This is a genomic window from Mesorhizobium sp. WSM4847, assembly GCF_055811335.1.
Genome location: NZ_JBVVPY010000012.1, coordinates 1 through 13,538, shown reverse-complemented (window position 1 = coordinate 13,538; position 13,538 = coordinate 1). Strand labels below are relative to the sequence as shown.

The 13,538-nt window shown below is 58.2% G+C and carries 10 protein-coding genes and 3 pseudogenes; all 13 read right to left on the bottom strand.

All coding sequences use genetic code 11. From position 1 onward, the window contains the following. Positions 1-12: 12 nt before the first annotated feature. Positions 13-1,269, bottom strand: a complete 1,257-nt coding sequence (locus AC0L28_RS18300) for a methylaspartate ammonia-lyase (RefSeq protein ID WP_473479193.1) — start codon at positions 1,267-1,269, stop codon at positions 13-15. A 495-nt stretch (positions 1,270-1,764) separates the two neighbouring features. Next, positions 1,765-3,213: an amidase gene (locus tag AC0L28_RS18295; RefSeq protein ID WP_473479190.1), complete on the bottom strand. Its 1,449-nt coding sequence runs from the start codon at positions 3,211-3,213 to the stop codon at positions 1,765-1,767. A 44-nt stretch (positions 3,214-3,257) separates the two neighbouring features. Next, positions 3,258-3,443: pseudogene (locus tag AC0L28_RS18290) on the bottom strand (ABC transporter ATP-binding protein); the annotation flags it as partial. Between the two features lie 165 nt (positions 3,444-3,608). Beyond that, on the bottom strand, positions 3,609-5,048 hold the full coding sequence (locus tag AC0L28_RS18285) for an amidase (RefSeq protein WP_473479187.1): 1,440 nt from the start codon (positions 5,046-5,048) through the stop codon (positions 3,609-3,611). A gap of 101 nt (positions 5,049-5,149) precedes the next feature. Beyond that, complete coding sequence (locus AC0L28_RS18280) at positions 5,150-6,151, bottom strand: ABC transporter ATP-binding protein (protein ID WP_473479184.1); 1,002 nt, start codon at positions 6,149-6,151, stop codon at positions 5,150-5,152. Beyond that, entirely contained in the window at positions 6,144-7,151 is a 1,008-nt protein-coding gene (locus AC0L28_RS18275) for an ABC transporter ATP-binding protein (protein ID WP_473479181.1), read from the bottom strand. Before AC0L28_RS18275 ends, AC0L28_RS18280 begins: the two co-directional genes overlap by 8 nt. Then, positions 7,148-8,080 (bottom strand): ABC transporter permease, encoded by a 933-nt coding sequence (locus tag AC0L28_RS18270; RefSeq protein WP_473479178.1) that lies wholly within the window; start codon positions 8,078-8,080, stop codon positions 7,148-7,150. The genes AC0L28_RS18275 and AC0L28_RS18270 overlap by 4 nt, the downstream gene beginning before the upstream one ends. Further along, a complete protein-coding gene (locus AC0L28_RS18265) occupies positions 8,077-9,078 on the bottom strand; it encodes an ABC transporter permease (RefSeq protein ID WP_473479175.1) in 1,002 nt (333 codons plus the stop codon). Before AC0L28_RS18265 ends, AC0L28_RS18270 begins: the two co-directional genes overlap by 4 nt. Position 9,079: 1 nt before the next feature. Further along, the gene (locus AC0L28_RS18260) at positions 9,080-10,750 is read right to left on the bottom strand and encodes an ABC transporter substrate-binding protein (protein ID WP_473479172.1); all 1,671 of its coding nucleotides are present in this window, start codon (positions 10,748-10,750) and stop codon (positions 9,080-9,082) included. Between the two features lie 516 nt (positions 10,751-11,266). Next, positions 11,267-11,518: a hypothetical protein gene (locus tag AC0L28_RS18255; RefSeq protein ID WP_473479170.1), complete on the bottom strand. Its 252-nt coding sequence runs from the start codon at positions 11,516-11,518 to the stop codon at positions 11,267-11,269. Beyond that, the gene (locus AC0L28_RS18250) at positions 11,515-11,763 is read right to left on the bottom strand and encodes a tyrosine-type recombinase/integrase (RefSeq protein ID WP_473479167.1); all 249 of its coding nucleotides are present in this window, start codon (positions 11,761-11,763) and stop codon (positions 11,515-11,517) included. Before AC0L28_RS18250 ends, AC0L28_RS18255 begins: the two co-directional genes overlap by 4 nt. A gap of 201 nt (positions 11,764-11,964) precedes the next feature. Next, positions 11,965-13,183 (bottom strand): annotated as a pseudogene (locus AC0L28_RS18245) (methylaspartate ammonia-lyase). A gap of 203 nt (positions 13,184-13,386) precedes the next feature. Beyond that, positions 13,387-13,538, bottom strand: a pseudogene (locus tag AC0L28_RS18240) (CapA family protein); the annotation flags it as partial.

Genomic DNA, 13,538 nt, shown 5'->3' with positions numbered 1-13,538 from the left:
ACACCGCAATTTTCATCTAACGTTTTCGTTTTGAGTCCGACGACGATTCAGCATCGCCAGCAACCGGTTTTGTTCATTCCCAACGATTGAGAATGCCTCGTCGACACCCATTCCGGGCTTTGCGAGCATCATGTCCGCCTGAGTAGCAGCCGCCACGTGGATCGTTGCCCGGGCGGAGAGGTCCGTTTCCGTGCAGCTTCCGCCAACGTAGGCTCCGATCTTGTTCTTTTTGCAGATCAAAACAGCCCTAGCTGTCTCAGCGATTGAGCCGACGTCGGGGGTCTTGATTTGGACAAGATGCGCCGCCTTCGCTTCGGCAAAGTGGCGGATATCCTCAAGCGTGTTGCATCTCTCATCCACGACAATGCGCGCGCCGGAACCCCCGTTGTCCAAGATCGATACGATCTTGGCGTAGTTCTCAATTTGAGCTAGTGTAGAACCAAAGTCCGCCGGGGATTCGATGTTGATCGTAAAATCCGGAACGGTATCGGCAACCTTGCAGATGAAGTCAGCGATCCGTTGCGGCTCCAGGCCGATTTCCAGGCCTATCCAGCCGTACACGTCGAAATGCAGAACCGGTTCATATCCTGGGCGGCCAATTTCGCGGATGCGCGCTGCAACCCATTTCACGAATTCCACGAAGGTCTGGCCTTTGACGCCGAATTTCTGCTGGGAGTTGATCAGGCCGTGGGGAAGCACATCCACGGCCTTCAGTATCATTTTGTCGACGTTGATTTCGCGAGCATCGCCGCCGCTCTGGCAGTAAATCGGGACGCGGCGCGTCGGTAGCGGCAGATCAAATTCAGCGCATACGACCTCTGCCATGGTCCTTCGCCGGAGGTGAGCCGCAGCTCGAAGCAGCGCCTGACTGACGCCGTATTCAATCGCGAGAGGTAGCCGCTCATGTTCGTGAGGCTCAAGAACCTTCCCGCATGCGTCAAGGAAACGAGATACATCGACATCCAGGAGCCGTGGCACCATGACCCGCAAGGTCAGATCCGAGATTTGATTGGTGTCGAAGAGAGGGTCACGTCCGCCAGCACCAGAATACTGAACGCCCATCATGTCGCCCCAAACAACCGTGTCGTCGGCAAGCACAAGCCCGACGCTCAGGGAAGATGCCGGAACGCGAATGGACTTAAAGTCGGGCGTGACGGGTTTGCCCACATAGACAAGACCGTCCTGCACGGCGCCGGACCTGATCGCTGCTTGGTCGTCATAGAAAAATGAGCCGTTGCCAGGCGCAAGAAGGACGTCTTTTATCTGCATTTTACTTCGCTCGATTCTTTTTCGGACCGCGTTGACGGGCGGATGCAGCTCGGCTCTTTGCCCGTGAAGTATGCATCATTGTGCGTTGAGTTCGCCAATATAGTGTTCCGGACAGTGCCATCGCGTTTTCAGATGGCCTGCCCCAGACAACCGCTATCGCTCCAGCTCCTTCATTAAGAAATCGCGCTGTGGCGACTAGCGTGGGTGGTCAACAGGTTGTCCTCGTCTCCTCAAGATCGGCCATCCGCCTGAGCGCCTGCCGTTTTCAGCTGAACAGTTGCCCGGCGACATGCCGCTGCGGCGCGCAATCGCAGACACGTTGGCATCGGGCTGCATCGTTTCGCCCACCAGCCCGCATATGGGCAGTCAAAGGCAACTCACATCGACGCACAAATCGCAGCGGAGCGAAATCGGCGTTGCGCCTGATGTCTCGGCGTTGGACCGATCGAGAAGCTGCTCGCCGACGAGGCTTACGACAGCCTCGGACCCGCATTCTTAGGTCGCCGTCGGCTGTTTTCCAGCTAGAACGTCTGGACGTCGGGGGCTCCATGGTCTGGCTTCCTCTAGATCGCGTGCAACACGAAGTAGTGTGGCCTCGTCCCCAAAGCGGCCAACGATCTGAAGGCCGATAGGAAGCCCACTGGCACTTTGTGCCAAAGGCAAAGACACGGAGGGTTGTCCAGTGACATTGAATATCGGTAAGTGACCGCCCTCCCGAAAGTCCGCCTCAATAAATTCTTCTACGGAGATTGTCTCGTTAGTCAGAGTGTAGACGCCGCTATGTAGCCGAGCCACGGTCGTCATAGTCGGGGTCAGAAGAACGTCGAAGGCATGGAATGCCTCGCCAATATTGCGTCTCATTCGCCGGACAGCCCCATCCGTTTCTGCCCAAACTGATATAGGCCGATTCCGGCCTCGTTCATAAAGCTTTAGATTGACTGGCTCCAAAGTGTCCGCGCAGATGATGCGCCCCATGGCGCGCGCCGCGGTATCGAGTTCGCTTGCCCCAAGATCTGACAACCCGAGCACCATGGTCGTTAAATCTTCAAATTTGAACGGCGGTTCGATGTCCGTCACCGAGTGACCCATTTCCTCTAGAAGTGAGGCGGTCGATTCCACCGCCTGCACAATTTCCGGATCGATGTCGACGGGGCCCCACTTCGTTCTCGCAACCCCAACCCGGAGGTGACCGGTGGATTGCGAAAGCTCCTCAAGATAAGGGCGGCACGGCTGGACGATGATAAATGGGTCGCCTGGGTGGGGGCCGGAAAAGACGTCTAACGCGGCGGCCACATCGCGCACAGTCCGACAAACAATAAACGTTCGAGACAGGCCAAACGATGAGTCCTCTCCGTCCGGGCCTCCAGAAATGCGTCCTCGGGACGGGTTCAGACCAACAACGCCGCACCAAGCTGCTGGTTGCCGTATAGAGCCGCCCCCGTCGCTGCCATGTGCGATTGGAGTGATGCCAGCGGCGACTGCCGCCGCAGCCCCTCCCGAAGAGCCCCCTACGGAGCGGTTCAAGTCCCATGGATTACAGGTGATGCCATTCAGAATCGTTTCGGTCATACCTGAATTTCCAAACTCCGGTGTTGTAGTTCTTCCGACAGTTCGGAGCCCAGCCTTCCGCGCCCGGCGAAAAAAGTAGCTTTCGATATCGGGACGGTAGCCTTTGAACAGACGGCTTCCCTTTTCCTGAAGACGGCCAGCTTCCGTGACTCCAAGATCCTTGCGAAGGAACGGCACACCATTGAAGAGCCCTTCATCCGCGCCAGCAACCGTCTCAGCATCTTCGTAGAATTCGATAACGGCATTGATGCGTGGATTGACCTCATCGTGGGCCTGCCGGGCCAAACGCGTCAGTTCCGCGGCGGTCACTTCGCCGGTGCGCACGAGAGAGGCCAAACCGGTCGCATCGCACTCTACGTATTCACTAAGCCTCATTGCGGGTATCCCTTATTCTACTATGAAACGTTGTAATCTTTGGAGCGGTGAACAGGATTAAGCGCATTCATCGCGCCTTGGAAAACAACGGAGGTTTCGCTCCAGCGATGTGGCCGCATCGCCGCATCGTCATAGATCGGCAGTCGATCTCCCCGATAGCGTACCTCGCCCTCGCTTACCCGCACGTTGGGTGATAGCAAACCCGCGATGGCCATCGCGCGCAAAGATCGGTGTCAGGCACTCGCAGGTCCTTGCCGAGTGCACAAAGAATCCATGAAGGCCGTCATTACATCGAAAAACTACAAAGGCGTTCCTTGTGCCGCCATCCACGGTCATCCTGTCGCCGGTGGAGGGCGCATGGTGAAACTTGACAGATGTAAGAGTTAGTTAGTTAGTTAGTTAGTTGCCCCAATCGCCATTTTCGGTTGCCGATCAGTCCAAGGCCGAGCCTCTTCCAGGTCACGTACAATACGGACCAGTGTAGCTTCATCGCCAAAGCGGCCGACGATCTGAAGGCCGATTGGCAATCCCTGGGCACTCTGCGTGAGAGGCAAAGATACGGAAGGTTGTCCAGTGACATTGAATACACCTAGGTGACCACACTCCGCAAAGCCCGCTTCAATAAATTCATCTCCGGAGATTGCCTCGTTGGTCAAAGTGAAGATGCCACCATGCGGGCGGGCGACGGTCGACATTGTCGGTGTCAAGAGAATATCAAAGGTTTGGATTGCCTCGCCTACATTAAACCGCATTCGCCGGATGGCTTCATGCACCTCTGCCGCGGTTGATATAGGTAGATTCCGCCCACGTTCATAAAGCTTAAGATTGACCGGCTCTAAGGTGTCCGCGCTGATGGTGCGGCCCAAAGCCCGCGCCGCGGTTTCGAGCGAGTATGCCCCGAGGTCTGTCAAACCGAGCATTATTTTCGTTAATTCTTCGAATTTGAACGGTGGCTCGATCTCGGTCACCGAGTGTCCCATTTCCTCGAGAAGCGAGGCGGTCGAGTCGATCGCCCGTAGAACTTCTGGCTCCAGATCAACCGGACCCCACTTCGTCCTGGCCACCCCGACCCGCAGATGACCTGTGGGTTGTGCAAGCTCGTCCAGATAAGGACGGTTCGGCTGAACGATGATGAATGGGTCCCCGGGCTCGGAACCGGAAAAGACGTCCAGCGCAGCAGCCATGTCGCGCACGGTCCGACATAGAACAAAAGGCCTAGATAGACCGAACGACGGATCCTGTCTGTCCGGGCCACCAGAAATCCGACCGCGGGAAGGGTTCAGCCCGACCACACCACACCATGACGCAGGATTGCGAATCGACCCCCCGCCGTCGCCGCCCTGTGCGATTGGCGTAATACCAGCAGCCACTGCCGCCGCAGCCCCTCCCGAAGAGCCCCCTGCCGAACGATTCAAATCCCATGGATTACGGGTGATGCCATTGAGAAGCGTTTCGGTCATATCGGACATGCCAAGTTCTGGTGTTGTTGTTCTTCCGACTGTTCGAAGCCCGGCATCCCGAGCGCGACGAAAGTAAAAGCTATCGGTGTTGGGACGGTAGCCTTTGAACAAACGGCTTCCCTTTTCCTGAAGACGGCCCGCTTCGGTGGCTCCAAGATCCTTGCGAAGGAACGGCACACCATTGAAGAGCCCTTCATCCGCACCAGCAACCGTCTCAGCATCTTCGTAGAATTCGATAACGGCATTGATGCGTGGATTCACCTTGTCATGGGCTTGGCGCGCCAAGCGCGTCAGTTCCAAAGCAGTCACTTCCCCTTTATTAACCAGGGCTGCCAAACCGGTTGCGTCGTATCCTGCGTACTCGTTTAGTTTCATTGATTCAGCCTTAGTTTGATTGTTCCTAGCAACGACGGCATTCAAACTCAGCGGGGAGAACTGCGCAGGCAGGCCGAATCATTTGACGCGGCCGGAGGGTGTCATGTCGCCAGCCAGCAGGCGGCAATGTGCTTTGGCCCTACGTCGATAGCCGGCGGTTCCTCCTGCCGACAGCGATCGAAGGCGAGTGGGCAACGCGGATGGAAGCGGCAGCCCGTCGGTATGCGGGCGGCACTGGGCACCTCTCCTTGCAGGGCCGGAAGTTCGCCGCGACCTGCGTTGCCGCCAATCTGCGGCGTCGCGTTACGCAAAGCAACAGTATACGGATGGCGTGGGTTGAACGTGATGTCCTTGGCGCTACCGATCTCGACCAACCTTCCAAGATACAAGACGGCAATCCTGTCGGCGATCAACCAGGCAAGAGGCAGGTCGTGGGTGATGAACAGCAGCGCCATATTGTGCTTGTCGCGCAGATCAACCAGAACCTGAAGAATCTGTGCACGTATCGAGACATCGAGCATCGACACAGGTTCGTCAGCGACGATGAGAGCCGGCTTCACAGCAAGCGCTCCGGCAATCACGACGCGCTGGCGCTGCCCACCAGATAGCTCGTGTGGAAAGCGGGCGAAGAAATCATCGGGAGGATTGAGTCCAGCCGCCGCAAGCGCTTCGCTGACCCGTTCCGTGAGTTGGGCATGGTTCTCGACCAGCCGCAGGGAGCGCAACGGCTCTGCCACAATGTGGAACACGGTGTGTCGCGGGTTGAGGGCCTGATACGCGTCCTGGAAGATCATCTGTACGCGATGGCGGTAAGGACGCAGGGCCGAGGAGCCTCGCTCCGATGTCATGTCGCGGCCATCGAACAGCAACCTGCCGCCTGTCGGCTGGGCAAGTTTGGTGATGACGCGGCCCACCGTCGTCTTGCCACTTCCTGATTCCCCGACCAGGGCGACGATCTCACCGCGCCCGACATTGAGGTCGACCCCGTCCACCGCGCGCACGGCGCCAGCAGGTCGACCCAGGACACGGTCGAACGCACCGCCCTGGATAGGAAAATGGACCTGCAGGCTCTCAAGTCGCAGGATATCGGCGCTGTTAGGCATGAGCTGCGACCTTGTCTTCTTGCAAGGACCGGTGAAGGTGACAGGCGACGCGTTCCCGCCCGAACTTATCGAGGCTGGGGACTTCGGTCGCGCAAATCCCCATGGCCGACGGGCAACGCGGATGGAAGGCGCAGCCTGAAGGTCGATTCACTAAGTTGGGGGGATCACCGGGTATTGGCCGGATCATCTTTTTGCCGCTCGCCGGGTTCGGGATCGAGTCGATCAGCAGTCTCGTGTACGGGTGCTTAGGCTGGGCGAAGATCTCGGCGACAGCGCCATCCTCGACGATCCGGCCGGCGTACATGATCATAACGCGATCACAAGACTCGGCCACCACAGACAGGTCGTGAGTGATCAAAATCAGGGCAAGGTTAAGTCTCGATCGCAACTCACCCAGCAGCTTCAGAATTTGGGCCTGTGTTATGACGTCCAGCGCCGTGGTGGGCTCGTCACCAATGATGATCGAGGGGCGACATGCGAGCGCCATGGCAATCATCACCCTTTGACGCATACCGCCCGACAACTCCTGGGGATAGGCAGCGCCGCGATCCGCGGGAATGCCGACGAGCTCTAGCAGTTCTCTTGCCCGCTGGGTCGCCTCACCACGCGACATGCCGAGCTTCAGCATACAAGGCTCGGCGATCTGCTTGATGATGCGGTGAACAGGATTAAGCGCATTCATTGCCCCCTGGAAGACAACGGAAGTTTCGCTCCAGCGATGTGGCCGCATCGCCGCATCATCGTCGATCGGCAGTCGCTCTCCGCGATAACGCACCTCGCCGCTGCTGACCCGCGCGTTGGGTGATAGCAGACCCGCGATCGCCATTGCAGTCGTGGTCTTCCCGCTGCCCGACTCTCCGACGAGGCCAACGGCCTCTCCGGCCCGGAGCGCGAAGCTCACGCTGTCGATCGCACGCGATGAAACGCCCTCGAGCCCATAGTCGACAGAGAGCCCGTTGACTTCCAGAAGCGGAGCCTTCTCCTGGGAGGAGTTTGTCATGGGATAACCCTCCGCCGTGGATTGAACGTGTCGTCGAGGGCATTGCCAATCAGGACGAAGCTAAGGGAAACCGTGAGTACGCACAGACCGGGAGCACCGAGGTACCACCAGGCTCCAGCGCTCGCCGCGCCGGCGCGCTGGGCGAGCGAAAGCAAAGTACCCCATGAAGGCTGCAGCGGATCGCCCAGACCGAGGAACGAGAGCGACGTCTCGACATAGATTGCGCCGGCGACGACCAGGGCACCATTGGCTGCTATTTGCGGCGCGAGATTGGGCAGGATGTGCCGCATCATGATGCTCAGATTGCTGCTGCCCGCAACGCGCGCGCGATCGATGAATGTTCGCTCTTTGAGTGACAGTGTCTGGCTGCGGACGATACGTGCGACGAACGCCCAGCTCGTCATGCCGATAACGACAATGATCACGAAAAGAGAAGGACGAAAGCCGAGGATATCCCCGCCGCGCCCCATCACCTCGAGAACCACGGGTGTAATGACCAGCGCCAGCACGAAGGACGGAACAACGAAGAAGAAATCAGTCAAGCGCATCAGCCAGACGTCAACCCAGCCGCCAAAGTAACCTGCCGTCATTCCGACCGTGGTTCCGACGACGAGGCTGATCACAGTCGCCAGTAGTGCAATCGTAAGCGAGATCCGGGCACCATGGACGACCAGATTGAGCACGTCTCGCCCGACTTCGTCCGTGCCGAGCAGATGCTCGCCTGATGGGGGTACGAGGAAATCGCCGGTTGCATTGATCGCTGTCTGAAGCGGCCCCGCCAGAATATTGGGCATCGCTGCCACAACAAGAAAGAATACCAGACATACGAGGCCCACCTGAGCGCCGCCATAGCTAAGAAATTGACGCAGAAAGCCTTTTATCGCGCGCGCCCGGCCTCGCGGGGAAGATCGAACAATACCGTCGCTCATCGCCGGACTCGCGGATCTAGAAGGCCGTAGGCAAGATCGGCTACGAGGTTTGCGAGAACAATCGAGGCACCGAGCAACAGGAATACTCCTTGAAGGACTGGATAGTCCCGTGCATTGAGCGCCTCCACCGTCAGGCCGCCGATCCCGGGCCAGGTGAATACGGCTTCGACGGTTATGGCACCGGCCACCACGTAACCAAGGTTCAGCGTCACGAGAGTCACGACCGGCAGCATTGCATTGCGAAATGCATGTCGCATCAGCATCTGACCGTTGGAGAGTCCTTTGGCCCGTGCGGTCACCATGTAGTCCTCGGTGACAACGTCGCTCATCGCTGCACGAGCGACCACGACGTATTGGCCAATCAGTCCAAGGGCCACCACGGTGACCGGAAGCGCGAGATGCCTCAAGTAATCGAGCAATGAATCAATGGACCCGGTGATCGCCCCGGGAGAGTATGCACCGTAGCCCGGAAACCAGCCCAGTGACGTACTGAAAATTACCACCATGAGCATCCCAAGCCAGAAAGATGGCGTAGAGTAGAGTGCCAGAGAGGCTCCAGTGGCGATATGGTCGACGGCTCCTCCTCTTCGCCAGCCCGCATATAGGCCAAGCATAACACCGCACAGAATGGCGATGAATTGTGCAAGGCCGACCAAGGCGATGGTAGCCGGCAAACGCTCCAAGATCAGGTCAGCGACATGCCTACCCCTGAACTTGAAGCTGTAGCCCAAATCGCCATGCAGAGTTGCCGATAAATAGTCGACCACCTGATCCGGGAACAGAGGCCGGTCGAGGCCCCAGTTTTGGCGCTGCGCCTCGATCTGTTCAGGGGTCACGCTGATGCGTGCCCCACTAAGCAGAAGCGCGGAAGGATCGCCCGGAATGACCCTGAACAGGATGAAGTTCAGCGTCGCCACCATCAGAAGCGTCACCGCCGCTCGAAGGAGAATGCTAGCAGTGCGCCGGCTAGCCCCGCCTCCCGTCTTATTGGAAACCATCTTAGAGGGGCCTTAGGCGATCGAACGGAAAGTAGCCCCACATCGACATGATGTCCTGCGTCCCCCAACCGCTAAAACAATCCTTGCGACGGGCCTCGAGGACCAAGGGGTAACACAGCATGATATATGGCGCTTCGATGTAAATGAGACGCGCCGCCTGATCGACCAGTTCCTGGCTCTTCTTGAGGTCGACTGTAACTTCGGCTTCAGCCATGAGCTTGTCGAATTCGTCGTTTGTCCAGTACGATCTGTTTTGGCTGCCGACGAGCTTGCTGCTGCCTAAGGCGAGCAGATCGTAAGACGTGGGAGACATCCAAGTCCCAGAAACCACCAGATCCCAGCCTCCGCCACCCTTCGCCGGAGCTGCGTAGCGGGCTTGGAGTGCGCCGGAGTCGATCTGGATCACCGTGACAGGTATGCCGATTTGCCCCAACCAGCCCGCGATAAGCTGTATGGCCGAGATCGGCATTTCAAGAGTACCCGACGAGGTCCCTGTAATCAGCTCCAGATGGAAGCTCGCTCCCTCCTTGTCCTCCCGGACGCCGTCGCCGTTGGCGTCCCGATAGCCGGCGGCGTCAAGCCGGCGACCCGCCTCGGCAAGATCGAAATGACGCCTGATATCTTTCAGGTCCGAATAATAATCACTCGCTACCGGCATGACGAGACCAACGCCAGGGTCAGCGTGGCCGCGCATGGCGCGATCGATTATGGTCTTCTGGTCTATCGCATAGCCAATCGCATCGCGAAATGCCGGATCCTGAAGCGCCTTGGTGCTACCTGCCCCCTTCCCGGAGATCGTGTTGAAGGCCAGGTAATTGCGCTGCTCAGTGCGCTGTTGACCGACCACGATGTCGGGATCCTTCGAAAGATCGGCCCATTGAGCAGTAGTCAGGCTGAGGCCATAATCGAGGCTGCCACTCTTTAGACCTTGGGCAATGGGATCGGCGGTATCGAAGAAGCGCATGATCATGCCAGCTGCCGCCGGCTGCCCAGTGCGGAAATACGGGTTCGGCTGGAAACGGGCAAACTGGCCTTGCTGGAACTCCGAAACGATCATCGGACCCGTGCCTACCAGCGGCGGATCATTGCGGAATGTCCCACGCGCATCGGCATAGCTGACGTCCTTCCAGATGTGCTCGGGAACAATCAGAATCACATTGTCAATCGGCCATTGAGTGGGGACCTTGGTCACCATTTGCAGAGTCTCGTCGTCGATGGTCGCGACGGACTCGACGTTCTGCATACCGTCAGTACTGTTAGTACCGACGTTCAACTCGTCGGGCTTGCCCTTGGAGCCGAGCAAGTAGTTGTAGGTGAATGCGGCATCTCTGGCCGTGGCAGGCTGGCCGTCCGACCATCTCATGCCCGGCCATATCTTGAAGGTCCAAGTGAGGTTGTCATCTCCAACGGACCACTCCTTGGCAAAGCCCTTCCGGTCAGGGTGGCGCTGGGCGTCCACGCCGACTAGCATGTCATAAGACATCGATAACGGCCAGTTCGAACTCCAGGTGGCAAAGGGGTTCATCGTGTCGGGCGCGAAAGTCCCGCCGACCCGCACGATGTGATCGCTGCACGATGAGGCGAACGCCTTTGAATTCATAATCCACGGCGCCGCTGATCCTAGCAGCATTGCTTTCGCAACTGTGCGGCGAGTGAGTAGCCAGTTGTTCATTGTGTCCTCCCTTTATGCCCAGGCTCGTCGTCCAGATACATGCGTTCACATGAACCATGACGCGGCGATTGCCGGTGTTATGCGGGCCCCGAATTGCGCGTCGATACCCCAGGGATGCCCCCTGCCCACTTCCTCAAAAATAACAGTTCCAAAAGGGCGGGCGAGCGAGTTGGCCTGCCTTACCGCAGGAATTCGGCGTTTTGTTCGTGGGTCCGTAGAGGGCGAACATGTCAGCCCCCACGGGCGTCCGCAGGTTGGTTCGTCATCGTTGTTTTATCGGATCGTTCAGCGAACAGAATGTGCCGACCAGACGCGAAGGAGCCTCCACTTTGTATCGACGTTCAGTGGAGGATCACCTACCCGGCGGCGTGCGTCAAATGCCGTTTCCATATTGTCGGCATCTACTAACGAGATGGATTTGGATTGCATCTCATGACCGGTCGCGTCCCACCTGGTGGATGCGCGGAAACGGTGTTGGGTGCCTACCGCAGCCTCGGCACTCAGCCTATGGTTCCATCAGCGCGTCCGGCGCAGCGCAGGTCGCGACGGGAGCAGTTCGACAGAAAATAGCCTGTGGCGGCGCCGCCGAACGATAAGGTGAAATCCAGCGCCATCGCTCGGTGGCGGGGGCATCGGCTGAGCGCGCTCAACGTAGCGGACGAAAGCCCGCAACGTGCCGGCTTGCTTGCTGAAGGCGTAGCTGAGGGAGTGCCGCAACTCGATATACCGCTCGGCCTTCTCGCCGAGGAATCGGGCGAAGGCCGTCATGCGACGTCTCCCCGAAAGGGGAGTGCGACCTCGGCGAGCTGCGAGGTCGCGACCTTTACGTACAGCGCCGTTGTATTGATGCTGCGGTGCCCGAGAAGATCGGCGACCTCCTTGATCGGCCTTCGCTGCCTGACAAGCTGGGTGGCAATGCTGTGGCGCAGAAGATGCGCACCTCCGACCCGCCCAAGTTCGATCCCGCATGCCGCAACCGCTTCCGTACGATCCTCGAAACAGGCGACGCGCACTTGAACGGTCCCATGGGCGGCGTGAAGGACAGGAACAGATACGATGCAAAAAGACGCAGAGGCAGTCTTCGGAATTACGATGTCGTCGCCGACTGGGCCGACGGCGTCTATTACTTTCGCCTCCCAGCGGCCACAGCCTGCTCCATCGCAACAACTGTGATCCCCTCAAGGCTATTCTGCATTGGTGACACACCGCGCTTTTCACCCAACATTTTCAGTTGCTCGACGGTTCAGGATCGCGAGCAACTGGTTTTGTTCGCTCCCACCGATGGAAAATGCCTCGTCGACACCCATTCCTGGCTTTGCGAGCATCATGTCCGCTTGGGTTGCCACCGAGACGTGGACAGAAGCTTGAGCGGAGAGATCCGTTTCGGTACAGCTTCCCCCCACATATGCCCCTACCTTAGTCGCCTTGCGGATGAGAACGGCGCGCGCCGTATCGGCAATTGAGCCGACATCGGGGGTCTTGATTTGGGCGAGATGGGCGGCCTTCGCTTCGGCAAAGAGCCGGATATCCTCAAGCGTATCGCACCTCTCGTCTACGACAATGCTAGCGTTGGAAGCCCGGCTGTCCAAAATCGATACGATCTCGGCGTAGTTCTCAATTTGAGCTTGCGTCGAACCAAAATCCGCAGGAAACTCGATGTTGAGAGTGAAACCCGGAACGCTCTCGGCAACCTTGCAGATAAGGTCGGCAATGCTTTGCGGCGCCAGGCCGATTTCCTGGCCGATCCAGCCACACACATCGAAATGCAGCACCGGCTGATAGCCCGCGTGGCGGATTTCGCGCGTGCGCGCCGCAACCCACTTCACGAACTCCATGAAGGTCTGCCCGTCCACGCCGAATTTCTGCCGTGAGTTGATCAGGCCGTGGGGAAGCACATCCACCGCTTTGAGAATCATCTTGTCGAGGTTGATTTCCCGAGCATCGCCACTCTGGCAGTAGGTCGGAACCCTCCGCGTCGGCAGCGATAGGTTGAATTCATTGCATACGATCTCAGCCATCGACGTACGGTGAAGATGAGCCTCTGCCCGAAGGAGCGCTTGGCTGACGCCATACTCAATCGCGAGAGGTAGTCGCCTGATGTTCGACAGGCTCGAAAACTTTAAAGCAGGCATCAAGATATTGCGACTCATCGACATCGAGAAGCCGCGACGTGACAACGCGCGACGTCAAATTTGAGACCTGGCTGGTGTCGAACAGAGGGTCTCGTCCCCCGGCCCCAGAGTACTGGACGTTCATCATGTCGCCCAAACGACTGTGTCGTCGGCAAGGACAAGCCCGACGCTGAACCCAGGCGTTCTCGGTGGGCCGACATAAATGAAGCCGTTTTGGATTGCACCGGACTTAATGGCGTCCTGATCGTCATAAGAAAAATGCACCGTTGCCAGGTACCAACAAGACATCTTTGATCTGCACTTCGTTTCGCCCGATTTGTTCCAAAAGCACTGCAACTGTGCGTCACCTGCCAACGCGTTCGCCAATATAAAGTCGGAGGCGGTACCATCTTGTTTCCAGATGGGGCACTTGCCGACTCGTACGGACCTTGACGTTTGCAGATCTGACCAGCTTCAAGACGTTGCACAGATGCGTTTGGTTGCGGTCCAGATGTTTCCTCGCCACGCGTCCGTGTCAACTCGTGGGTCCTTAGCATATTCGTCGAACATGTCGGCGCCGGACGGGGTCCCGAGGTCGTTTTCGAAAAAATTACCAAGTCCATAGAAGATGGGTCGGCCCTTATAGATTTCTATGCCCCGTAGCTGATGCGACCCAT